At 64.3% G+C, this 22670-nt stretch carries 19 protein-coding genes and 1 tRNA gene; 11 read left to right on the top strand and 9 right to left on the bottom strand.

Annotation, left to right across the window (positions count from 1 at the left end; genetic code table 11):
• Window positions 1-23: 23 nt before the first annotated feature.
• The 3 genes from L0U84_RS04520 (at window position 24) to L0U84_RS04510 (ending at window position 4909) form a co-directional block, all read left to right on the top strand.
• Entirely contained in the window at window positions 24-923 is a 900-nt protein-coding gene (locus L0U84_RS04520; protein WP_233848103.1) for a PhzF family phenazine biosynthesis protein, read from the top strand.
• Window positions 924-1299: 376 nt separating this feature from the next.
• Window positions 1300-3663: a bifunctional diguanylate cyclase/phosphodiesterase gene (locus L0U84_RS04515; protein WP_233848101.1), complete on the top strand. Its 2364-nt coding sequence runs from the start codon at window positions 1300-1302 to the stop codon at window positions 3661-3663.
• Window positions 3664-3700: 37 nt separating this feature from the next.
• Window positions 3701-4909 (top strand): chromate transporter, encoded by a 1209-nt coding sequence (locus L0U84_RS04510; RefSeq protein ID WP_233848093.1) that lies wholly within the window; start codon window positions 3701-3703, stop codon window positions 4907-4909.
• 56 nt (window positions 4910-4965) lie between these two features.
• On the opposite strand, the gene L0U84_RS04505 is transcribed toward L0U84_RS04510, so the two are convergent.
• The 5 genes from L0U84_RS04505 to L0U84_RS04485 form a co-directional block, all read right to left on the bottom strand.
• The gene (locus tag L0U84_RS04505; RefSeq protein WP_129963239.1) at window positions 4966-5424 is read right to left on the bottom strand and encodes a CopD family protein; all 459 of its coding nucleotides are present in this window, start codon (window positions 5422-5424) and stop codon (window positions 4966-4968) included.
• A gap of 297 nt (window positions 5425-5721) precedes the next feature.
• Complete coding sequence (parC, locus tag L0U84_RS04500; RefSeq protein WP_233848091.1) at window positions 5722-8046, bottom strand: DNA topoisomerase IV subunit A; 2325 nt, start codon at window positions 8044-8046, stop codon at window positions 5722-5724.
• Between the two features lie 71 nt (window positions 8047-8117).
• Entirely contained in the window at window positions 8118-10103 is a 1986-nt protein-coding gene (locus tag L0U84_RS04495) for a DNA topoisomerase IV subunit B (RefSeq protein WP_233848090.1), read from the bottom strand.
• Window positions 10104-10578: 475 nt separating this feature from the next.
• Window positions 10579-12513, bottom strand: a complete 1935-nt coding sequence (locus L0U84_RS04490; protein WP_233851933.1) for an ATP-binding cassette domain-containing protein — start codon at window positions 12511-12513, stop codon at window positions 10579-10581.
• A 166-nt stretch (window positions 12514-12679) separates the two neighbouring features.
• Complete coding sequence (locus L0U84_RS04485; RefSeq protein WP_233848089.1) at window positions 12680-13081, bottom strand: DUF4399 domain-containing protein; 402 nt, start codon at window positions 13079-13081, stop codon at window positions 12680-12682.
• Between the two features lie 307 nt (window positions 13082-13388).
• On the opposite strand from L0U84_RS04485, the gene L0U84_RS04480 reads away from it, so the two are divergent.
• The 3 genes from L0U84_RS04480 (at window position 13389) to L0U84_RS04470 (ending at window position 15040) form a co-directional block, all read left to right on the top strand.
• Entirely contained in the window at window positions 13389-13580 is a 192-nt protein-coding gene (locus L0U84_RS04480) for a rubredoxin (RefSeq protein WP_129963243.1), read from the top strand.
• Between the two features lie 229 nt (window positions 13581-13809).
• Window positions 13810-13884 (top strand) — tRNA-Arg (locus L0U84_RS04475).
• Between the two features lie 217 nt (window positions 13885-14101).
• Window positions 14102-15040 (top strand): class I SAM-dependent methyltransferase, encoded by a 939-nt coding sequence (locus L0U84_RS04470; RefSeq protein WP_233848088.1) that lies wholly within the window; start codon window positions 14102-14104, stop codon window positions 15038-15040.
• A gap of 63 nt (window positions 15041-15103) precedes the next feature.
• Here the strand turns inward: L0U84_RS04470 and L0U84_RS04465 are convergent, their stop codons facing one another.
• The 4 genes from L0U84_RS04465 to L0U84_RS04450 form a co-directional block, all read right to left on the bottom strand.
• Entirely contained in the window at window positions 15104-15943 is an 840-nt protein-coding gene (locus tag L0U84_RS04465) for a hypothetical protein (RefSeq protein ID WP_233848087.1), read from the bottom strand.
• Window positions 15944-16243: 300 nt separating this feature from the next.
• A complete protein-coding gene (locus tag L0U84_RS04460; RefSeq protein WP_233848086.1) occupies window positions 16244-16951 on the bottom strand; it encodes a glutathione binding-like protein in 708 nt (235 codons plus the stop codon).
• 129 nt (window positions 16952-17080) lie between these two features.
• Entirely contained in the window at window positions 17081-17302 is a 222-nt protein-coding gene (locus L0U84_RS04455) for a hypothetical protein (protein WP_233848081.1), read from the bottom strand.
• A 229-nt stretch (window positions 17303-17531) separates the two neighbouring features.
• Window positions 17532-17723: a CsbD family protein gene (locus tag L0U84_RS04450; protein WP_233848080.1), complete on the bottom strand. Its 192-nt coding sequence runs from the start codon at window positions 17721-17723 to the stop codon at window positions 17532-17534.
• 204 nt (window positions 17724-17927) lie between these two features.
• Here L0U84_RS04450 and L0U84_RS04445 point away from each other — a divergent pair, with 204 nt between their 5' ends.
• From L0U84_RS04445 to L0U84_RS04425, 5 genes are all read left to right on the top strand, one after another.
• Window positions 17928-18254, top strand: coding sequence for a hypothetical protein (locus L0U84_RS04445; protein ID WP_233848079.1), 327 nt, complete (start codon window positions 17928-17930; stop codon window positions 18252-18254).
• Between the two features lie 314 nt (window positions 18255-18568).
• Window positions 18569-19885, top strand: coding sequence for a DNA (cytosine-5-)-methyltransferase (dcm, locus tag L0U84_RS04440; RefSeq protein ID WP_233848078.1), 1317 nt, complete (start codon window positions 18569-18571; stop codon window positions 19883-19885).
• Between the two features lie 30 nt (window positions 19886-19915).
• Window positions 19916-20362, top strand: coding sequence for a very short patch repair endonuclease (locus L0U84_RS04435; RefSeq protein WP_233848077.1), 447 nt, complete (start codon window positions 19916-19918; stop codon window positions 20360-20362).
• A 241-nt stretch (window positions 20363-20603) separates the two neighbouring features.
• Window positions 20604-21107, top strand: a complete 504-nt coding sequence (locus L0U84_RS04430) for a YbhB/YbcL family Raf kinase inhibitor-like protein (protein WP_129958887.1) — start codon at window positions 20604-20606, stop codon at window positions 21105-21107.
• 110 nt (window positions 21108-21217) lie between these two features.
• Entirely contained in the window at window positions 21218-22636 is a 1419-nt protein-coding gene (locus tag L0U84_RS04425; protein WP_233848076.1) for an MFS transporter, read from the top strand.
• The last annotated feature ends 34 nt before the right edge of the window (window positions 22637-22670 follow it).

The raw sequence follows: 22670 nt of genomic DNA, 5'->3' as shown, positions 1-22670 counted from the left end.
GTCCATTGCGCCGGGGCCAGTCGATGTCCGCTCACACCGTTCGTTTCAAACAGGTCGACGTGTTTACGTCGACACCGTTCAAGGGCAATCCGCTTGCCGTCGTGTTCGACGCCGATGCGCTCGATACCGCGCAGATGCAGGCCATCGCACGCTGGACCAATCTGTCCGAAACCACCTTTCTGCTGAAGCCCACCGATGCGGCCGCCGACTATCGCGTGCGCATCTTCACGCCGGGCGGCGAGTTGCCGTTCGCGGGTCATCCGACCTTGGGCACCGCGCACGCTCTGCGCGAAAGCGGCTACCAGCCGAAGCAGACCGGCAAGCTGATCCAGCAATGCGGTGTGGGTCTCGTCGAACTCGAAGCGCTCGACGGCGCAGAAAATACGCACGGCGCATGGGCGTTCGCCGCGCCGCCCGCACGCGTGACGCCGCTCGCCGAGCATCGTTACGAGGCGTTGTCTACGGCTTTACGTAGTCAGGCGATCGACTTCAGCGCGCCGCCCTGCGCGGTCGACAACGGCGCGCCGTGGCTCGTCGTGCGGCTCGATTCGGCGCGCGCCTGCCTCGCGCTCGAACCTGATGCGGCGGCGCTCGCGGAGCTCGTGCATGCGGTCGACACGCACGGCGTCGCCGTGTACGGACCGCACGACGCAGACGGCCCCGCAACGTTCGAGGTCCGTTGCCTGATGGCGGGCGGCGGCTTCGGCGTCGGTGAAGACCCGGTGACGGGCAGCGCCAATGCCGCGCTCGCGGGTCTCTTGAGCCTGCAGCAACGTCGGCCCGGTGCGCGCTACACGGCACGTCAGGGCACCGCGCTCGGGCGCGCGGGCGACGTGTCGGTCCACTACGACGATGCGCGCGGCAAGATCTGGATCGGCGGCCCTTCGGTGACGATCGTCGACGGCACGTGCCGGCTCGCGTAAGCGGACCCGGCTTCGCGCACCAGGCACGGCGAAATGCCGCATGTCGCCGCTTCGCACCACAAAAAGCCGCAGCACTATTGCGTCGCCATACCTGGTTGTCCGAATTCATCGGGGCGGCCCTACCGGCCTCATGAATAGCCGGACAGCGCCCCCGCCGCGCCCGCGTATACCCCATGCCCGGACGCTTCCTTAATCCAGTGGCATTAAGTAATATCGAACCGTATCCGATGACCTGTGGACGGTCCGCCGCGGCGCCACGCCCTCTCCTCCCGCGCAGCAGCTTTGGCACCTTGGTCACCATGCAGCCATCCATCTATTTCGCGCAGTCGATGCCCGTGCATTTGCAAGCGGCCCGCACTCAGCCAAGGGCTGCTCGATGACGCAGTCCCGCTTCTCCGACCCGCGCGAAGCCAGGCCGCGACGCGATCCGATGATCACGCGCCGACGCGCGTTGCTCGTCATTCCGGCGCTCGGCGTACTCGTGCTGATCCTGCTGTGGACCGTGATCTTCGCGCGTCTGTCGGTAGAGAAAGACGCGACGTACCGCGAAGCGATGGCGTCTTCCGCAATTCTTTCCGCCGCGCTCGAACAGCACACCATCAAGGCGATTCACCAGGTCGATCAGATCACGCGCTTCGTCAAGTACGAGTTCGAAAAGACGCCCAATCATTTCGATCTCGCGAGCACGGTCGAAAAAGGCGTCGTGCAAAGCGAAACGCTCGTGCAGGTGTCGCTGATCGACGAGCACGGCAGACTGATCGCGAATACGGCCGAACTCAACCCCGCTCACATCGACCTGTCCGACCGCGAGCACTTCAAGGTTCACGAGCACGAGAACGACGACCAGCTGTATATCAGCAAGCCCGTGCTCGGCCGCGTGTCGGGTCATTGGACGCTGCAGATGACGCGGCGTCTGAACCATGCCGACGGCTCGTTCGCGGGCGTCGTGGTGGTCTCCGAAGACCCGAGCTACTTCACGTCGGACTTCTACAACAACGCGGCGATCGGCCGCGAAGGCGTGATCGCGGTGATCTCGGACAACGGCACCGTGCTCGCGCGGCGCACCGGCAACGCCAACAAGGCGAGCGGCACGTTCACCGCGAGCGGCACGTATCCGACCTCCGAGCACGTGTCGGGCACCTATGTCGATTCGATCGACAACGTCACGCGTATCGTGTCGTACAGGCACATCGACGGCTATCCGCTCGGCGTGCTCGTCGGTCTTTCGCAGGGCGAAGAATTCGCCGACTACAACCACACGCGCAACGTCTATCTGTTGATGGCGGGCTTCATCTCGCTCGCGATGCTCAGCTTCTTCGCGGTCGCAACCGGCCTGATCGGCAAGCTGCTCGGCCGCGAGCGCGAGATGACCCACCTCGTCGAATACGATCTGTTGACCGGCCTGCGCAATCGCTATGCGACGCTGCAGGCGCTGCGCCACGACGTCGCGCAGCCGTTCAATCTGGGCCGCCTAGCGATTCTGTTTATCGACCTCGACAACTTCAAGACCGTCAACGACACGCTCGGCCACAACGCCGGCGACATCGTGCTGCAGATGACGGCCTCGCGTCTCGCCACCGCGGTCGGCGACAACGGCACGCTGTCGCGCATCGGCGGCGACGAGTTCGTCGTCGTGATCAAGGGCGACGATGTCGAGAAGCGCGCGGTCACTCTCGCCGAAGCCGCGGGCATTGCGTTCTCGAAGCCGTTCGAGGTGCGCGGCAGCTCTTTCGTGCTGCATGCGAGCATCGGCATCGCGCTGTACTCGGTCGTCAACGAAAGCGAGATCGACCTGCTGAAGAAAGCCGACCTCGCGATGTACAGCGCGAAGGACGCCGGCAAGAACTGCTACCAGTTCTATTCGCCGCATCTGTCGCATCGCGCGGACCATCTGATGAAGTGGGAACAGCAGCTGCGCGTCGCATTGGCCGAGGGGCAACTGTTTCTCGCCTATCAGCCGAAAATCGATCTGACGCGCCGCTGCATCACCGGCTTCGAAGCGCTGGTGCGCTGGAATCATCCGCAGCACGGACTGATCCCGGCCAACGAATTCATCCCAGTGGCCGAGTCGACCGGCCTGATCGTGCCGATCGGCGACTTCGTGATCGAGACCGCCTGCCGTCAGCTCGCGCAATGGCAGCAGCAGGGTTACGACACGCTGTCGCTCGCGGTGAACATTTCGGCGGTGCAGTTCTGGCGCGGCGACCTGTTCGAAACGATCTCGCGCGCGATCGAGGAAACCGGCATCTCCGCGCGCCGCCTCGAACTCGAAATCACCGAGACGGCGATGATGGAATTTCCAGAAGTCGTCTCCGAAAAAATCTTCGCGTTGAAGCGTCTCGGCGTACGCATCGCGCTCGACGATTTCGGCACCGGCTACTCCTCGCTTTCCTATCTGAACCGCTTCGCCGTCGATACCTTGAAGGTGGACCGCTCATTCGTCCAGGCGATTCCGGGCGACCGCAGCGTCTGCGTGATGGTCACCGCGATCGTCAACCTCGCGCGCTCGCTCGGGCTCACGGTGGTGGTCGAAGGCACGGAGACCGAAGAGCAGATTGCGTGGCTGGCCGCGCTCGGCCATATCGAGGCGCAGGGCTTCCTGTTCTCCCGTCCGGTGCCGGTGGAGGCGATCCCGGCACTGCTTGAACGCTTCGGGGTATGCGGTATGAACAACGTCAGCGGCCGCCGCGCCACGCACGAAGCCGACAGCGCAAGCAGCGTATCCAGCACCAACAATTAAAGGACGGGCGCCCGCGCCGTGGGCCCCCGCAGCGCCGATGCAAACCATCACCAGCGAGGAAGCTGCCCGCCGGGGGCAACGGGAGCCGCTATGGACGCTGTTCCGGGTCGTGTGCGGCCTGTCGGCGCTGTCTTGGGGCGGCCTCGCGTTGATGGCGCAGCTCGAGCATCACTACGTGGAACGCGAGGGGCGGCTGTCGCGCATGGCGTTCTCGGATCTGATCGCGCTCGCGTGGATGGTGCCGGGACCCGTCGGCTGCAACGTCGCCGTGCAACTCGGGCACGCGCTGCGCGGACGCGCGGGCGCGTGGGTCGCCGGCGTCGCGAGCGTGCTGCCCTTCTTCACGTTGATGACGCTGTTCGCGATCTTCTACCGCACGCCCATCGTGCACACGATCGCATCGCAAACCTTGCTGCATCACTTCAGCGTCGTGCTCGCGACGCTGATCGCGGTCACCTGGTACAAGCAGACGCGCGCGCTCGTGCGCGGCAAGCTCGAATGGACGGCGGCGCTGCTCGGCAGCGTCGCGCTGTTCTATGCGCACAGCGCCGCGGCGTATGTGATGATGCTCGGCGCGGCCTTCGGCACCGGCTGGGTCGCGAGTCCCGAGCGCGACTCGCGACTCGCGTTGTCGTTCCAACGCGGCGACTATCGGCTGCTGGCCGCGCTTGGCGCGCTGCTCGTGCTGTTTGCGCTGCCGCTGCCGCATCGCTATGACCTCGCGCTGCTGTGGCCGCGCCTCGCGGGCGCCGGCATGACGCTGTTCGGCGGCGGCTTCTCGGCGTTGCCGGTGTTGAAGACGCTATTCGTCACGCCCGCGATCGGCGTATCCGATAACGACTTCACGCTCGCGTTTACGCTGTCGCCGTTGTCGCCTGGACCCTTGCTGAACGTGGTGCCGTTCTTCGGTTATCTCGTCGATGGCTGGCTCGGCGCGCTGATCGCGACGCTCGCGCTGTTCGTGCCGTCGGGCTGCCTCGTGGTGCTCGCGCAGCGGCATCTGCATCAGTTGAAGGCGAACCCGCGCTTCGAGCACGGCATGAGGATTCTGCGCGCGGTCACGACCGCGTTTCTCGCGGTCGCGGTACTGCGCATTGCGGTGCGCGTACCGCTGGAGCCGATCTATCTGCTGACCGCGACGTTCTCCGCGATGTGCTTCGCGAAGCTGAAGGTGCCGGTGTATGCCGTGTACGGAACGGTGGCGGTGGCGTGCGGCTTGTGGCTCGCGTACGGCGCCACGACGTGACGCGTCGCGGGCCGCACGACGCCTGATGCGCCGTTCGTAGTCAGGCGATCAGAGGATCAGAATCCGCGCGACAGCACCGCGACGCCGATCGTCACGACACCCAGCACGAGATTGATCAGCACCAGACGGCGGACCGTAGCAACCGCCTGCGCGCCATCGGGCCACTTCTGCGCCTGCACCGCGCGGCGAATGCGCGGATACACCGCGAAGCGGATATGCCCGAAGATCAGCATCATCACGATGCCAAGACCGGCCATCGCATGCAGCGGCCAGGTAGCATGACCGCCGCCGAACTGCATCAGCAGGAAGCCGCCGCTGATCAGGATCACGAGTACCGACACCCCGACCCAGTTGAAGAAGCGGCCGAACACCGACTCCCACAGCGGCAGGCGCAGTTGCGGCGACAGATCGCCGAGCGCCGGGCGCAGGCAGAAATGCGCGAACACCATACCGCCGACCCACACCGCCACCCCGAGCAGATGTAGAAAAAGCGCGACTTCGATAGCCTTGTTCATATAGTTTTCCTCTCCCGACGACGCCACACCGTTTAGGACACTTGATCCCGCTCAGCAGCAACTGAGCGCGTTCGACCATACGTGATGCAGGCAGTTCCGGGTATCGACGTCTATTGCGTCGTATTTTGTGGTGGTGATCGCGGCACCATGATCCGACCGCGAGGCCGCCGCGCCCCGTTTGCTTCCACACCCTTCGCGCGACGGACTTTATTGCGACAGACCGCGAGTGCCCCGCATGCTAGCAGGCGCCCGTGGTTTTACAGCGTCAAACTTCGTTAAATCGACACCACTTTACGACTAAGCCGGCAGCACCGGACGCATGCCGTCGAGCTTCATCTTGCTGTCGGGCGCGCGTCCCTTGCGCGCACGCTTGCCGACATGCGCCGCAAGCTCGGCGCCGGCCAGCTTCTCCTCGTCGACGCGTCCGCCACGGCGCGTGCCGATCAGCATCACGCCGGCCTTGTTGATCGCGAGCGCCTGCACGAGCGTTTCGGTGTCGTCGAGCGCCATCAGCGTGACGCCACGGCCACCGCCCGACAACGTCTTCATCTCGTCGAGGCCGAACACGAGCAGACGCCCGCCCGACGACAGACACGCAACCTGCGCGGCATCCGGCAGCATCGGCATCGGCGCGAGCGGCGCGGCACCGGCGTCGATCGTCATGAACGACTTGCCGGCCTTCACGCGGCTCACCATGTCGCCGACCTTCGCGATGAAGCCGAAGCCGTTACTCGACGCGAGCAGCAGCGCCTGTTCCGCCGACGCCGCGTAGTAGTGCATCAGATGGCTGCCCGATTCGAGCTCGATCAGCGACGTGACCGGCACGCCGTCGCCTCGTCCGCCCGGCAGTTGAGCGACCGCGACCGAATAGACGCGCCCGTTGCTGCCCCACGCGATCAGCGTGTCCGGCGTGCGGCACTGGAACGCTGCGTAGAGGCCATCGCCGGCCTTGAAGGTAAAGCCCGCGGTGTCGAGCCCGTGGCCCTTCAGCGCGCGCACCCAGCCCTTCTGCGATACAACGACCGTGACCGGCTCGTCGACCACGCGCGCTTCGAACGTCGCGCGCTTTTCCTGCTGGATCAGCGTGCGACGCTCGTCACCGTACTGCTTCGCGTCGGCTTCGATTTCCTTGATCAGCAGGCGCTTCATCGCCGACTCGCTGCCGAGCAACTCTTCGAGCCTGGTCTTCTCTTCGCGCAGTTCGGCCAGTTCCTTCTCGATCTTGATCTTCTCGAGGCGCGCCAACTGACGCAGCCTGATTTCGAGGATGTCTTCGGCCTGGCGGTCGGTGAGGCCGAACGCGGCCATCAGCGCGACCTTCGGCTCGTCCGATTCGCGAATGATGCGGATGACTTCGTCGATATTCAGGAAGACGATCATCCGGCCTTCGAGAATATGGATCCGGTCGTCGACCTTCGACAGACGATGCCGCGTGCGGCGTGTCACCGTCGCGAAACGGAACGCGATCCACTCGTGCAGGATTTCGCTCAAGCCCTTCTGACGCGGCCGGCCGTCGCCGCCGACCATCACCATGTTCAACGGTGCGTTCGATTCGAGACTCGTATGCGCGAGCAACGTGTTGACGAACTCGGTCTGATCGATGCGGCTCGACTTGGGCTCGAACACGAGGCGCACCGGCGCGTCCTTGCCCGATTCGTCGCGCACCGCGTCGACGAGCGCGAGCAGCGTTTGCTTCGTCTGCAACTGCTCGGGCGTCAGCGCCTTCTTGCCGAGCTTGATCTTCGGATTGGTCTGTTCTTCGATTTCCTCGAGCACCTTCTGCGCGGCCGTATTGGGCGGCAGTTCGGTGATCACGAGCTGCCATTGACCGCGCGCGAGGTCTTCGATCTTCCAGCGCGCGCGTACCTTCAGGCTGCCGCGGCCGGTTTCGTACGCCGCGGCGATTTCCGCTTCGCTCGAAATGATCTGGCCGCCGCCGGGGAAGTCAGGACCGGGCACATGCTGCATCAGCTCGGCATGCGACAGCTTCGGATTGCGGATCAGCGCGACTGCCGCGCCCGCGACTTCGCGCAGGTTGTGCGAAGGGATTTCGGTTGCGAGACCCACCGCGATACCCGATGCGCCGTTGAGCAGCACGAACGGCAGACGTGCCGGCAGCGTCTTCGGCTCTTCGAACGAGCCGTCGTAGTTCGGCATGAAGTCGACCGTGCCCTGGTCGATTTCGGCGAGCAGCAGCTTCGCGATCGGCGTGAGGCGCGCTTCGGTGTAACGCATCGCCGCCGCGCCGTCGCCGTCGCGCGAGCCGAAGTTGCCCTGGCCGTCGATCAGCGGATAGCGCATCGAAAAGTCTTGCGCGAGACGCACGAGAGCGTCGTATGCGGACTGGTCGCCGTGCGGGTGATACTTACCGAGCACGTCGCCGACCACGCGCGCCGATTTGACCGGCTTCGCGTTGTCGCCGAGACCCATCTCGTTCATCGCGAACAGGATGCGGCGCTGCACCGGCTTCTGGCCGTCGCAGACATCGGGCAGCGCGCGGCCCTTGACCACGCTGACCGCATACTCGAGGTACGCGCGCTCCGCGTAGTTGCCGAGCGTCAGATAGTCGCCTTCCGGGGGAGGCGGCTCGTTGAAAAGGTCGAGAGTGTTATCGTCGTCCATCTAGATTCCGTGTCCGTGTTTGGCTTGAAGTGTCGTATGCCGCATGAAGTTGAAACCGAGGCGCAACGCGCTCAGATGTCCGCTTCCACTTCGTTGCCCTTCTCTTCGAGCCAGCTGCGGCGCGACGCCGCTTCGCCCTTGCCCATCAGCATCGTCATGCGCGCGACGGTCGCGTCGTAGTCGAGTTCGCCGAGCGCGACCGGTTGCAGGCGGCGCGTGTCGGGATTCATCGTCGTGTCCCACAGCTGCTCGGCGCTCATTTCGCCGAGACCCTTGAAGCGGCTGATCGACCACTGGTTGTCGCGCACGCCGTCCTTGCGCAGCTTGTCGAGAATCGCCTCGAGCTCGCCTTCGTCGAGCGCGTAGAGCTTCTGCGCGGGCTTCTTGCCGCGCGCGGGCGCATCGACGCGAAACAGCGGCGGACGCGCGACGCACACATGGCCGCGCTCGATCAGCTGCGGGAAATGCTTGAAGAACAGCGTGAGCAGCAGCACCTGAATGTGCGAGCCGTCGACGTCCGCGTCCGACAGAATGCAGATCTTGCCGTAGCGCAGATTCGACAGATCGACCTTGTCGTCCGGATTGTGCGGATCGACGCCGATCGCCACCGAAATGTCGTGCACCTCGTTATTCGCGAACAGGCGATCGCGCTCGGTTTCCCACGTGTTCAGCACCTTGCCGCGCAGCGGCAGGATCGCCTGGTATTCCTTGTCGCGACCCATCTTCGCGGAGCCGCCCGCCGAGTCGCCCTCGACGAGGAACAGTTCGTTGCGCGCGATTTCCGTCGATTCGCAATCGGTCAGCTTGCCGGGCAGCACCGCGACACCCGAGCTCTTGCGCTTCTCGACCTTCTGCCCCGCGCGCGTGCGCGCCTGCGCCTGCTTGATCACGAGGTCCGCGAGTTTCTTGCCGTGCTCGACGTGCTGGTTCAGCCACAGTTCGAGCGCCGGCCGCGCGAACGACGACACCAGCTTGACCGCATCGCGGCTATTCAGGCGCTCCTTGATCTGCCCTTGAAACTGCGGATCGAGCACCTTTGCCGACAGCACGAACGACACGCGCGCGAACACGTCTTCGGCGAGCAGCTTCACTCCCTTCGGCTGCAGGTTGTGCAACTCGACGAAGCTCTTGACCGCCTGGTAAAGACCGTCGCGCAGACCCGACTCATGAGTGCCGCCCGCTGGCGTCGGAATCAGGTTCACGTACGACTCGCGCATGAGCGGCCCTTCCTCGCTCCACGCGACGACCCACGCCGCGCCCTCGCCTTCGGCGAACGTCTCTTCGCTCGAACGCGAGCTTTCCGCGTAGCGCTCGCCCTCGAACAGCGGGATCAGCAGATCGCTGCCGTTCATGCCTTCGAGCAGATAGCCGCGCAGGCCGTCTTCGTATTTCCAGCTTTGCTGCTCGCCGGTTTTCTCGTTGACGAGCGTGACTTCGACGCCCGGCAGCAGCACCGCCTTCGAGCGCAACAGACGCTGCAATTCACCGAGCGGCAGGTTCGGCGAATCGAAGTATTTCGGATCGGCCCACGCGGTCACGCGCGTGCCGGATTTTTTGTCGGCCCTGGTGGCGGCACGCACTTCGAGCGGCTTCGCGACGTCGCCGTGCGCAAAGCTCAATTCGGCGACCTTGCCGTCGCGCCACACGGTGACGTCGAGCCGCGTGGACAGCGCGTTCGTGACCGACACGCCGACGCCGTGCAGACCGCCCGAGAACGTATAGGCGCCGCCGGCGGCCTTGTCGAACTTGCCGCCCGCATGCAGGCGCGTGAAAACGATCTCGACGACCGGCACGCCCTCGTCGGGGTGCAGGCCGAACGGAATGCCGCGGCCGTCGTCGTCGACCGAGACCGAATGGTCCGCGTGCAGCGTGACCGTGATTTGCCGGCCGTAGCCGCCGAGGGCTTCGTCCGATGCGTTGTCGATGACTTCCTGAATGATGTGCAGCGGATTCTCGGTGCGGGTGTACATGCCGGGTCGTTGCTTGACCGGCTCCAGACCCTTCAACACCTTGATCGACGCTTCGCTATACGCGGCGTTTGGCTTTTTCGTAGACATGATTGACTCGGTGCGTCGGTTCATCGTTGTCCACAGGTCCTGTGGACAGGGCCGTGGACAATGCGTTGAGTTTTCAAAAAAAGCGAAACGAAACAACGGGGTTAGGTGGGGCGCCCACGATGCGGGCAAGCTGTTTTGTCGTGCGGCTTGCGCTGACGCGCTCGAAGGCCGGACGTAGACGCACAGCCCGCTGGGGAAGCCCGTTCGCGGGGTATTGTACTGATTTAGAACACGGCGGCAATTGACGTCGCGCTGAATTGGCCGACCGGATAAGGCGCGGCGAGCGCCGCAGGACACGCGCCGAAGGATGGAAGGCGCGCGGGATGGCGGCGCGATAGGTGTCGGCGGAATTGCACGGGCGTGCGCCCGCCGAATTCCCGTGCAGTGCGCGGCGGCGTTTTCTGTTGTTTTTGTGCCGGCCGCGCACGCCGCGTCGGATCATGCGAGCAGAGCGCGGCGCCCGCACCGCGTTGCATCACTTGACGCGGTTTTCCAGTTCGTCCCAGCGTTCGAGCGCGAGCATCAGCTCTTCGTCGATTTCGGCATAGCGCTCGGTCAGACGCGCACCTTCGCGTGCATCCTTCGCGAACACCGAGCCGTCTTCGAGCTGCGCGCCGATCGCCTTCTGCTCGGCTTCGAGGTCGGCGATCATTTTCGGCAGCGCCTCCAGTTCGCGCTGCTCCTTGAACGACAGCTTCACCGTTCGCTGCGCATTGCGGCCCGCCGTGCTTTCCTTCGTTGCCGTTTCTTTCGGCGCTTCCTTGCTCGCCTCTTTCTGCGCTTCGCGCGCGAGTTGCTCGGAGCGATCGCGCTGCGTCTGCCAGTCCGTGAAGCCGCCGACGTATTCGCGCCACTTGCCGCCGCCTTCCGATGCGATCACCGACGTCACCACGTTATCGAGAAACGCGCGGTCGTGGCTGACGAGCAGCACCGTGCCGTCGTAGTCGATCAGCAATTCTTCGAGCAGTTCGAGCGTCGGAATGTCGAGGTCGTTGGTGGGTTCGTCGAGCACCAGCACGTTGGCCGGGCGCGCGAACAGCCGCGCGAGCAACAGCCGGTTGCGCTCGCCGCCGGAGAGCGACTTGACCGGCGAGCGCGCGCGCTCCGGCGCGAACAGGAAGTCGCCCAGATAGCTCATCACGTGCTTCTTCTGGCCGTTGACTTCGACCCACTCGCTGCCCGGGCTGATCGTGTCGGCGAGACTCTTTTCCAGATCGAGCGCCGCGCGCATCTGATCGAAATACGCGACCTGCAGATTCGTGCCTACACGCACGTTGCCCTCGTCCGGCGCGAGTGCGCCGAGGATCAGCTTCAGCAACGTGGTCTTGCCCGCGCCGTTCGGACCGACGAAGCCGATCTTGTCGCCGCGCATCACTGTGGCGGTGAAGCGGTCCACCACCGTGCGCTCGCCGTAGCGCTTCGTCACGTCCGTCAGTTCGGCGACGATCTTGCCGGACTTCTCGCCCTGGCCGACGTCGAGCTTCACGTTGCCCTGCACATTGCGGCGCTCGGCGCGATCGTTGCGCATCTGCACGAGCCGCGCGATCCGGCCGACACTGCGCGTGCGGCGCGCCTCGACGCCCTTGCGGATCCACACTTCTTCCTGCGCGAGCAGCTTGTCGAACTTATCGTTCTCGATGCGCTCGACTTCGAGCTGCTGTGCCTTGCGCGTCTGGTACGCGGAGAAATTGCCCGGATACGACAGCAGCCGCCCGCGATCGAGTTCGACGATACGCGTCGCGACGCGGTCGAGAAACGCGCGATCGTGCGTGATGAACAGCAGCCCCGCGCGCAGCGACACCAGCAGATCTTCGAGCCAGCGGATGCCGTCGAAGTCGAGATGGTTGGTCGGCTCGTCGAGCAGCAGCACATCGGGCTGCACGACGAGCGCGCGCGCGAGCGCGGCGCGCTTCTGCATGCCGCCCGACAGCGAGCCGACGCGCGCTTCGCCGTTCAGGCCGATCTGCTGCAGCGTGGTCGCGACGCGGGTGCTCCAGTTCCATGCGTCCGCAGCGTCCAGCGACGATTGCAGCGTGTTCATGCGCGCGAGCAATGCGTCGTGCTCGGCGCCCTCGGGTGTGTCGGCGAGCTGATGCGCGACCGCGTCGTATTCGTCGAGCAGCGCGCGCGCCTCGGTGAGACCGGCGGCGACCGCGTCGAACACGGTGTCGTCGGCGTCGAACTCGGGCTCCTGCGGCACGTAGACCGTGCTCAGATGCTGCTGACGAGTGACGAGGCCGTCGTCGGGTTTGGTCAGATCGGCGACGATTTTCAACAGCGACGACTTGCCCGCGCCGTTGCGCCCGATCAGCCCGACTCGCTCTCCCGCTTCGAGCGAGAAGTCCGCGTGGTCGAGCAGCGCGACGTGACCGAACGCCAGCTGGGCTCCGGTAATGGTGTAAAGCGACATGGGAATGGAAGAAGACAGCAATGAGTCGGAACTGCTCATTGTACCGGGCGCGGCGCCGCTCGCCTGTACGCCGGGCGGGAACACACGCGCACAATGCGGCCCGCGCCGCGACGGGCAACGCGTGCGGCGTGGGCGAGCGACGCGCGCCCGCCTTTCGGACAGCGGCTTACTTGACGTGCACCGTGATCGTCTTGCTCATCTCCGGGCCATACGAGCGATGCGCACCGTCGCCGAATTGCAGCGTCAGCGTATGGTCGCCCGGCGGCAGTGTCAGATCGGTCTCGGTCTGGCCTTTGCCGAAGTGCAGCGACTTGTCGGTGGCGGGGACGACCTCGCCCTTCGGCAGCGGCTTGCCGTCGATCAGCAGGTGATGATGGCCGGTGCCCTCCGTCATCGTGCCGGCGGGTGCGATCTTCATGCCGTCGAGGCCGAACACGACGTGCACCGGATTGCTGACGGTCGCGCCGTCCGCCGGCTGCACGAAGTACACACCCGCCGCCTGCGCCACGCCCGACGCGGCGAGCAGCCCAGTTGCCGCGATGCCGACCAACCACCTGTTTTTAAACATGGTTTTCTCCTTTGGAAACGAAATCCGGCGATCCGGCGCCGCCAGCGGCCTCGCCTGAGACCGATGGTCGCAATAGATGCCAGCCGGGCGCCACTTCTGTCCAATCAGTTAGCTTGCAGATGGAAGCGTACACGCCTTGTGTGACGAGGCCCGTCGCGCGAGCGCGGGCACGCCGCCGATGCGTTGCGGCGGAGCCGCGTCGGTCGTCTGCGGCTGATTTGACAAATTCCGGTAATATTGCGGGTCGCCGCGCGCCCCAAAAAGGGGCAGAGTAAGCCGGCCATTGCATTGAACGAGAGAGTGTGTCGTGAGCGAAGTAATCGAAGTGACGGAATACAAGAGCTGGGTCTGCCTGATTTGCGGCTGGATCTATAACGAGGAAGACGGTCTGCCCGAAGAAGGCATCGCGCCGGGTACGCGTTTCGCCGCCATCCCCGAAGACTGGCGCTGCCCGCTGTGCGACGTGGGCAAGGCGGAGTTCGCGGTGGTGGAGTTTTAAAGTTGGGATGACATCGGGCGATGGGCGCGGTTGCGAGCGCTTCGCCAGATGGTCAGGTGGTTTGCACGGCCCGGCAGGCGATGTCTGCGGGGCCGTTTGTTTTTCTGGCATTCGTGGGAGGCGCGGGCGGCCCCTGGCGTGGCTCTCCTTTTGCCCGCGCCGGTTTGATATACTCTGCGCTCGCTGGTCAGTCTGGACTCGACGAGTTCTCGCCGAGCTGTCCGGCCCTCTCCCTGTAGTTCAATGGATAGAACAAGTGCCTCCTAAGCGCTAGATACAGGTTCGATTCCTGTCAGGGGGACCAAGCAGAGCCCAACCGGCTCCCAGGTTCGCTCATAAAAAGCCCCGTACGCGTCGCGCTGCGGGGCTTTTTGTTGCCTATCTGCCTTCCATGCGGGACCAAAGCGCCCCGCACTTCCCTCGAACCACCCCGTTCGACAACGACAAAAAACCAGCCGCTCCCGGAAATCTCACATCGCTATAATCGGCGAGCCGAATTCCAAACGTTTCCGAGGACCGACATGGATCAAGCGCTTGAATGCGTTACCGCGTTGAATTTTTGCGAGCAGGCCTATCTCGCCGCAAATCCGGATGTCGCTGAGGCTATCAGGCTCGGCGCATTACGATCGGGAAGATCGCATTTCGAAGTGTTCGGCATCTCCGAAAGTCATCGCAGGCAAGATGCGCAGGTGGCCGCTCAGTCCAGGCTGGAACGAAGGAAAAGAATCGAGTCTGTCCTTCGCACCGATATGCCATTCAGTGACGACGGAAAGTTCTTCGATTTCTTGTCGCCCGATCTGCGCTCCCAGTTCGACATTTATGACTCTGAGCTGGCTGGAAGCAATCTGTACGACCAGGACGCGCTGAGCATGATCGAGCGCCATCCGTCGGGGATCATTCTGGATTGTGGGGCCGGCAGCCGTCCCGCGGTCTACGAAAATGTGATCAATTTCGATATCACCAACTATCCCTCAACTGATGTGCGAGGGGTCGGCGAAGTTCTGCCATTCAAAGACGCATCGTTCGATGGCCTGTTGTCGCTGAATGTGCTCGAACATGTGAAGGACCCATTCACCGCGGCCAAAGAAATTCTTCGCGTGTTGAAGCCGGGAGGCGATCTCGTCGTGGTCGTTCCGCTCACCCAACCCACTCACGGCTACCCGCATCACTACTACAACATGACGGCGGAGGGGATTCTCAATCTCTTCGGATCCGCGATCAAAGCTGAACGCGTGTACGTGCCGGAATCGACCACGGCCATTTGGTCGATTTACTGGATCATGAGCGAATGGGCGGAAGGTCTCGACGAAGATGCCCTGAAGGAATTCAAGGCGCTCACGGTCGAAGAAATTCTGCAGGGACCGCCGACGTTGCTGAATCGATCGTTCGTGAAGCAGCTAAGCGCAAAAAAGAATCTCGACATTGCGAGTTCGACGACCGTGATTGCAAAACGCGTCTGAGACGCGCTCCCCGAAGCGGCCAACTTCCTCCGCGAAGAACGCGCAAGTCCAACCATGGCTCGATCATTTTGGCAGCGGCCGATGGACACTTTGCTCGTATACCGAAGGATCGACGACGTTCATCTGATCCTTCGGGCGTTCGCCGAAGACGCGCTCGAAGTCTTCGGCACCCAGAATGTCGGCAGCATCGCGGAGAAAAGACGAATAGGCCTGGTTCAGCTCCGAGGCCGACGGAGCATCGCTGCCCTGCGGGGCGTATTGCAAGCGCTCGACCTGCACCATGAACGCGCGCCGATGCGTCATCAACGCCTTGATCTTCGCGTCCGCGTCAGGCCCCTTCAAGGTCGCCTGAAGATGCTGCTGAAAATCGTCGACATCGGACTCCTGATGTCCTGGCTTCATGGTGTTACTCCCGCCTGGTGTCGAGCACTGAATCATTTTGCTCGCCCATGCAGCATGCTGCTTGCCGTATGTTCCGAAGATCGCGTTGCTCAACCAGTAACCCCTGGACAGGCGGACCGTAACCGGAGCCACTCCACCGCCGCCGGTCGCCCAAAGAATCTGGTTCGACAGCTGATGGCATACGCCATCGCGACCATAGCTGAATATCGTTCCCCGAGCGGCCGGATCGATGCTCGAGTCCACATCGGGCTTACATAGACAACCAGCATAAAGTAGATTTGCCACGGCGGAAGCCAAAAATCCATCCGCGCTGACCGGCGTCCCGCCTTGGGCGTGGAAGCTGCCCCAGCTGTACCAATAGTGCTCTCCAGCGATCAGAACATCCGCCAGCGCCGGGTAAATCTTCACGCGGCTGTCGTAGGTCGTCACCCATGTGTGGTCGACCACGGAATCCTGGAAGTACGCCGGAACGGACCATGCGAACAAGGTAACGGCGCTCATTGCTTCACCTTTCTGTCCTGTCGCATCACAGCGCTGCCGCGCGAAACTCGCCCGAAAAACCGCCAGGAACTTTACTTACCTAAAAGGTTATACGCGGTGAGCGATATTGATTTCAAGGACACGAAAAACCGTCAAAGCGCGCTTACCGCTTCGCTTGCGCTACCGCATTTCCCCAAGGCAATCCGGCGTCGCACGATGCAGCGCGGCCGGGCGCGGCCCGGGCGCGGCCCGGGGGCGGCCCGGGGGCGGCCGGCTCTCGCCGCCGGCCGAGCGCTCAAGCTCGAGAAACGCTAAGGTCGATCAGGCCGGACGCGGCGGAATATTCAGGCCGCGCACCACTGCCGGCCGCTCGACGAACGCAGCCAGCACGCGCCGCACGTTCGGGAAGTCCTGAATGCCGACGAGTTCTCCCGCCTCGTAAAAGCCGACCAGGTTGCGCACCCACGGGAAGATCGCGATATCGGCGATCGAATACTGATCGCCCATCACCCATGCGCGTCCTTCGAGCCGCTGCTCCAGCACGCCGAGCAGCCGCTTCGATTCGGCGATGTAGCGATCGCGCGGACGCTTGTCCTCGTACTCCTTGCCGGCGAATTTGTGGAAGAAGCCGACCTGGCCGAACATCGGACCGATGCCGCCCATCTGGAACATCACCCACTGGATCGCCTCGTAGCGCCCAGCGGCGTCTTGCGGGATCAGCTTGCCGCTCTTGTCGGCGAGATAAATCAGGATCGCGCCCGATTCGAACAGCGGCAGCGGTTTGCCGTCGGGACCGTGGGGATCGAGGATCGCCGGAATCTTGTTGTTCGGGTTCAGCGACAGAAACGCCGGCGTCATCTGATCGTTGGTGTCGAAGCGCACCAGATGCGGCTCGTACGGCAAGCCGGTCTCCTCGAGCATGATCGAGATTTTTACGCCATTGGGGGTCGGCAGCGAATAGAGCTGAATCCGGTCCGGATGCTCGGCCGGCCATTTCTTCGTGATCGCGAAAGTGGATAAATCGGTCATGGGTTCGGGTCGCCCTAACGGACAGAAATTACAAGACCGCCCAATATAAACCGACTCGCCGCAACGCGTGCGACGCCGCGAGAAGACCTTACAAACGCTGCGGCCACAGCGCCGTTCACGATCGGCGCTTCACCACAAGTCCTTCGTCGCCGTGCCCGCGCGCACGTTGAAGCCTTCACGCCACAGCGCCGCGCCGACCGTCAGCAGCAGCGCCTTCTCGGTGCCGTCGAGCAGTTCCCACGCGGTGGCGAGCCACGTCGCGAGATTCGCGCAGGTCACTTCGAGATCGGGCGGCGCCTTGCCTTCCAGGTACTGCCGTTCGAACATCGAAAGTATCTTTTCGGGTGTCATTGGCGCGACCTCGTGGTGGGATTGCGCCAAGTCTAAAGGGCTCACCGCGGGTGCGGAATGCCGATGATCGCGATCACGGGTTACTCCCAGGCCGGCCGCCGCGTGAACCTCAGCCCCGACCCAAATGGTGAAATCGGACGTGTCGCGCCCGACCTGCGCCGTGCAAAAATCAAAGGCGCCGCGACGATCGCGACGCCTCCGCCGTTACGGCCATCTATACCGCACAGGTTCAGTGATGACCGCGCTTTGCATTGTCCTTGGCGGCTTCCTTCGCATCGCCATAGGCCTTCTGCACCTTGCCGGCGCCCTGCTGCATGTCGCCCTTGAGTTCCTTCGCAGGGTCGTTCGTGGCCTTGCCGACGGCCTCGTTGACCTTGCCCTTGATTTGCTCGCCAACGCCCTTCACTTGATCCTTGTTCATGCTCGGCTCCCATATACGTAGTCGACAGAGATGCCGGCGCGGTATTTCGCCGGTATCTGGGAGGCAGCAACGGCTGTTCCCGGGGGCTGTTCCGCGCGCGGCGCCGCGCCATCGATGAACGCCGGCGCGCGATCCGGCAAATTTTTTATTCAAAAGGCCTAAAGTCTTGCCGCGGACCGCCGTAAAAGCGTTCAGGGAGGAGCCATGGACCACACGGGGACCACGATTTCTGGATCATCGCAGGCTGCGTTGATCGACCACGACATCGCGCACATCGCGCGCGTCATGCACCTATCGCTGCGTGGCGATTTCGGCGGTCCGATCCTGCCCGCCACCTATTGGCACAAACGGCTGACCGCGCTACTCGACGGCGGCCAGCTTTCTTCCGCCCAGTTGGACAAGGTCGACGGCCTGCTGCTGCAACTCGATCGGCTCGCCTCGACGCCACCGCCCGAGTGGGAACGCTTCGCGCCCGCCCCGACCACGCGGTTCGAGCCGGCTGGCCCAGTGAAGAAGGCGAAGTCGGCCTGATTTCGCCGACCCGCACACTGCTTCAACACCTCAACGCCTCTGCGCCCGCTGAGCGCGCTGCGCCCGCTCCACCCGCACACGTGCCGCAATAAACGGCCGCGCACCAGGTCGCGGCCGCCAACACACGTCGCAACGCGGGAAGCGAGCGTCACTCGACGAGCGTACCTGCGCATTCGTGACAAGCACGTTTCGCCGCAGACAAACACAGCCGCGCGACGTATCGCGAAAAATTCCCGATCATTCGGCACCAAAAGTAGGGAAAGGGGACGACCTTAGGTCATAATGTCCGCAAAAATTCCCAGCAAGGACGCCACGTGACCCTCGTCGCCCCGTTCGACCTGCTCAAGCAGGCGCGCGCCCGTTTCACCCAACGCGAAATCGCCGCGCATGTCGGCAAGGACATCAAGACGGTACGTCGCTGGGAAAAAGGTGAAACGCCTTGTCCCGCGATGCTGGAACCCGCGTTGCGCGATCTGCTGCGACAAGGCGCGCGTGAAGCGCAACACGCGGGCGACCCGGCGCGCTTCCGCTTCATCGACCTGTTCGCGGGTATCGGCGGAATTCGTATGGGCTTCGAGGCGCACGGCGGCGAATGCGTGTTCACGAGCGAGTGGAACGAGTTTTCGACGCGGACTTATCGTGAGAACTACGGTGACAACTACGGTGACAACTACGCCGACAACTCCGCGAGCGACGGCGCGCACGCGCTGATCGGCGACATCGTCACGTTTCCCGCCGAAGACGTGCCGAGCCACGACGTGCTGCTCGGCGGTTTTCCGTGCCAGCCGTTTTCGATCGCCGGCGTCAGCAAGAAGAACGCGCTCGGCCGGCCGCACGGCTTCGAATGCACGACCCAGGGCACGCTCTTTTTCGACGTCGCACGCATCATCGCCGCGAAGCGCCCAGCCGCGTTCCTGCTCGAAAACGTGAAGAACCTGCTGTCGCACGACAAGGGCCGCACCTTCGACGTGATCCTGCAAACGCTGCGCGACGAGCTCGGCTACGAGGTGCACTACCGCGTGATCGATGGTCAGCATTTCACGCCGCAGCATCGCGAGCGCATCATCATCGTCGGCTTTCGCGGCAAGACCGCGTTCAGCTGGGACGACCTGCGCCTTCCCGAACAGGGTCCGCGGCTCGGCGCGATCCTGCATCGCACGGACGGCACGGAGCCGGTGCTGCCATGGGACCACGACCGCTTCTTCGACCACACCTCGCACCGCGTGCAGCCGAAATACACACTCACGCCGAAGCTGTGGGCATATCTGCAAAACTACGCGGCCAAGCATCGCGCGGCGGGCAACGGCTTCGGTTTCGGCATGGCGTATCCGGATAGCGTGACGCGCACGCTGTCGGCACGCTATCACAAGGACGGCTCCGAAATTCTCGTCCATCAGGGCGAGGCGCTGCGCCCGCGCCGTCTGACGCCGCGTGAATGCGCGCGCCTGATGGGCTTTCCCGACACCTTCAGGATTCCGGTCAGCGATACGCAGGCCTACCGTCAGTTCGGCAACAGCGTCGTGATGCCGGTGATGCGCGAAGTGGCGCGTATCATGCTGCCGCATGTGCAAACCCTGCTTGCCCATCCGACCCGCGATGCGTCGAAACACTCCCTGCCGCTCTACGCGTGAGCGCTCGCGCAACGCGTTGGCCCGCTGACGATGGTCGATATCGTCGATAGCGCGACGCGCAGCCGGATGATGTCCGGCATTCGCGGCCGCAACACCAAGCCGGAGATCCTGATCCGCAGCCTGCTGCATCGCCAGGGCCTGCGCTTCCGGCTCGACGCGCGCGATCTGCCAGGCCGCCCCGACATCGTGCTGCCGCGTCATCGCGCGGTGGTGCTCGTGCACGGCTGCTTCTGGCATGGCCACGACTGTCATCTGTTCAAATGGCCGCAGACGCGGCCCGACTTCTGGCGCGACAAGATCGGCCGCAATCGCAGCAACGACGACAAGGTGCGCGCCGCATTGCTCGCGAGCGGCTGGCGCGTGGCGGTCGTGTGGGAATGCGCTTTGCGGGGCGCGAATCGCGATATCGCGGGCGTGATCGAGCGGCTCGTCGCCTGGATCAGAAGCGACGCGCCGGAGTTCGAGGAATGCGGCTGAAACCACGTGCGAGCTGCCCGGCTCGCGCGAGACTCGCGGCCGCTGGTGATACACTCGAAAAGCTCATCGGGCGCGCTTTCGAGATGCCTTCGAGGCACGCTCCGGCGGCGTTTTCCGGGTGCTTTCCCGGCGCTATCACGGCATCTTCTCACCCGCTTCGGCATGCCGCGAGATGCGCCTCGCCCGCAGCGACATCGCGCACTCCGACGAACCCAGAACCAATCAACAAGGGAGGCACATCATGGCTGACTTCCGTCTCTGGTCCGACGACTTTCCCACCAACGGCTTCATGCCGAAAGCCCACGAGTACGACGACAAGGCGTTCGGCGTCGACGGCGAAAACATCTCGCCGTCGCTGCAATGGGAAGCGCCGCCCGCGGACACGCAAAGCTTCGCGCTCACCGTTCACGATCCCGACGCGCCGACCGGCAGCGGCTTCTGGCATTGGGTCATCGTGAACATTCCGGCCGACGCTCGCTCGCTGCCGCGCAACGCCGGCAAAGCCGACGGCTCGCTGCTGCCGCAAGGCGCGATGCAGGTGCGCAACGACTACGGGACGGTCGGCTTCGGCGGCGCCGCGCCGCCGCGCGGCGATCGCACGCATCGCTACATCTTCCGGCTGCATGCGCTGAAGGTGCCGCATCTGCCGGTCAGCGCGGACACCACCAATGCGGTCGCGCGCTTCATGACTCACCTGAACGAAATCGATTCGACGACCCACACGGGCCTTTACGAACTCAAATAACGCGCACGCGGCGCCGGCGCCCTGGTCAAGCCGGCGCCGCGCCGACCGATACGCCGCAGCGGCCAGCGCGTGAGCCGCGCACAGGCGCGCCAACATCTCCGACAAATCAAATGCACGCACCCTCCCCGCCCACGGATGGCCCTGTGCCCTCCACTCCCCGCTTCGAAGGCAAGGAACTGGGCCTACCGGTTCCACAACGGTATTGGGCGATGCTCGTCATCGCGCTGTCGCTGACCCTCGCGGTGCTCGACAGCGCGATCGCCAACGTCGCGCTGCCGACGATCGCGCGCAACCTGAACGCCAGCGCCGCCGCGTCGATCTGGGTCGTCAACGCGTATCAGCTCGCGATCACGATCACGCTGCTGCCGCTCGCGTCGCTCGGCGACCGCATCGGCTACCGGCGCATTTATCTGTCGGGCCTGATCCTGTTCACGGTCGCGTCGTTCGGCTGCGCGCTGTCGAACTCGCTGGCAACGCTCGCGCTCGCGCGCGTGGTCCAGGGTTTCGGTGCGGCCGGCATCATGAGCGTGAACACTGCGATCGTGCGCATGATCTATCCGCCCTCGCAGCTCGGGCGCGGCGTCGCGATCAATGCGATGGTGGTGGCGGTGTCGTCGGCGGTCGGGCCGACAGTCGCCTCCGGCGTGCTCGCGATCGCGACGTGGCCGTGGCTGTTCGCGATCAACGTGCCGATCGGCATCGCGGCGATCGTCGGCGGCTTCAGGGCGCTGCCGATGAACCCCGGCCACGAATCGCCGTACGACTATCTGAGCGCGGTGATGAACGCGTTCGTGTTCGGCCTGCTGATTTTCGCGGTCGATGGCCTCGGCCACGGCGAGCGTTTCGGCTATGTGACGCTCGAAGCGCTCGGCGCACTCGTGATCGGCTACTTCTTCGTGCGCCGGCAGCTAACGCGACCCGCCCCGCTGCTGCCGATCGACCTGCTGCGGATTCCGGTGTTCGCGCTGTCGATCGGCACGTCGGTCTGCTCGTTCTGCGCGCAGATGCTGGCGTTCGTGTCGCTGCCGTTCCTGCTGCAGGAAACGCTCGGCATGTCGCAGGTCGAAACGGGTCTTCTGATGACGCCGTGGCCCGCGATCATCATCATCGCAGCGCCCGTGTCGGGGGTGCTGTCGGACCGGATATCGGCCGGCTGGCTCGGCGGCGTCGGGCTCGCCGCAATGACGCTCGGCCTGCTGCTGCTCGCGACGCTCGGGCCTCACCCCGACGCGCTGCAGATTTCGTGGCGCATGGCGCTGTGCGGCGCGGGCTTCGGCATCTTCCAGTCGCCGAACAATCGCACGATGCTGTCGTCCGCGCCGCGCGAACGCAGCGGTGGTGCAAGTGGCATGCTCGGCACCGCGCGCCTGACCGGGCAAACGCTCGGCGCGGCGCTGGTCGCGCTGATCTTCGGCATCGCGCCGCAGAGCGGGACGATCGTCGCGCTGTATGTGGCCGCGGGGTTCTCGGCGGTCGCGGCGGTCGTCAGCACGATGCGGGTCATGCAGAAGGTGGCGCAGCCCGCCTGAGAGTGGTGGTCGTTACACGCGCAAGGCAAATACG

The sequence above is a fragment of the Paraburkholderia sp. HD33-4 genome (assembly GCF_021390635.1).
GTDB lineage: Bacteria > Pseudomonadota > Gammaproteobacteria > Burkholderiales > Burkholderiaceae > Paraburkholderia.
This window is presented reverse-complemented; position numbering and strand designations above follow the sequence as displayed.

Coding starts and splice junctions, on each gene's coding strand:
- L0U84_RS04495 (WP_233848090.1), bottom strand. CDS start 10,103: ATGTCTACGAAAAAGCCAAACGCCGCGTATAGCGAAGCGTCGATCAAG.
- L0U84_RS04520 (WP_233848103.1), top strand. CDS start 24: ATGTCCGCTCACACCGTTCGTTTCAAACAGGTCGACGTGTTTACGTCG.
- L0U84_RS04465 (WP_233848087.1), bottom strand. CDS start 15,943: ATGAGCGCCGTTACCTTGTTCGCATGGTCCGTTCCGGCGTACTTCCAG.
- L0U84_RS04435 (WP_233848077.1), top strand. CDS start 19,916: ATGGTCGATATCGTCGATAGCGCGACGCGCAGCCGGATGATGTCCGGC.
- L0U84_RS04485 (WP_233848089.1), bottom strand. CDS start 13,081: ATGTTTAAAAACAGGTGGTTGGTCGGCATCGCGGCAACTGGGCTGCTC.
- L0U84_RS04470 (WP_233848088.1), top strand. CDS start 14,102: ATGGATCAAGCGCTTGAATGCGTTACCGCGTTGAATTTTTGCGAGCAG.
- L0U84_RS04515 (WP_233848101.1), top strand. CDS start 1,300: ATGACGCAGTCCCGCTTCTCCGACCCGCGCGAAGCCAGGCCGCGACGC.
- L0U84_RS04455 (WP_233848081.1), bottom strand. CDS start 17,302: ATGACACCCGAAAAGATACTTTCGATGTTCGAACGGCAGTACCTGGAA.
- L0U84_RS04510 (WP_233848093.1), top strand. CDS start 3,701: ATGCAAACCATCACCAGCGAGGAAGCTGCCCGCCGGGGGCAACGGGAG.
- L0U84_RS04425 (WP_233848076.1), top strand. CDS start 21,218: ATGCACGCACCCTCCCCGCCCACGGATGGCCCTGTGCCCTCCACTCCC.
- parC (WP_233848091.1), bottom strand. CDS start 8,046: ATGGACGACGATAACACTCTCGACCTTTTCAACGAGCCGCCTCCCCCG.
- L0U84_RS04490 (WP_233851933.1), bottom strand. CDS start 12,513: ATGTCGCTTTACACCATTACCGGAGCCCAGCTGGCGTTCGGTCACGTC.
- L0U84_RS04450 (WP_233848080.1), bottom strand. CDS start 17,723: ATGAACAAGGATCAAGTGAAGGGCGTTGGCGAGCAAATCAAGGGCAAG.
- L0U84_RS04505 (WP_129963239.1), bottom strand. CDS start 5,424: ATGAACAAGGCTATCGAAGTCGCGCTTTTTCTACATCTGCTCGGGGTG.
- L0U84_RS04430 (WP_129958887.1), top strand. CDS start 20,604: ATGGCTGACTTCCGTCTCTGGTCCGACGACTTTCCCACCAACGGCTTC.
- L0U84_RS04460 (WP_233848086.1), bottom strand. CDS start 16,951: ATGACCGATTTATCCACTTTCGCGATCACGAAGAAATGGCCGGCCGAG.
- L0U84_RS04445 (WP_233848079.1), top strand. CDS start 17,928: ATGGACCACACGGGGACCACGATTTCTGGATCATCGCAGGCTGCGTTG.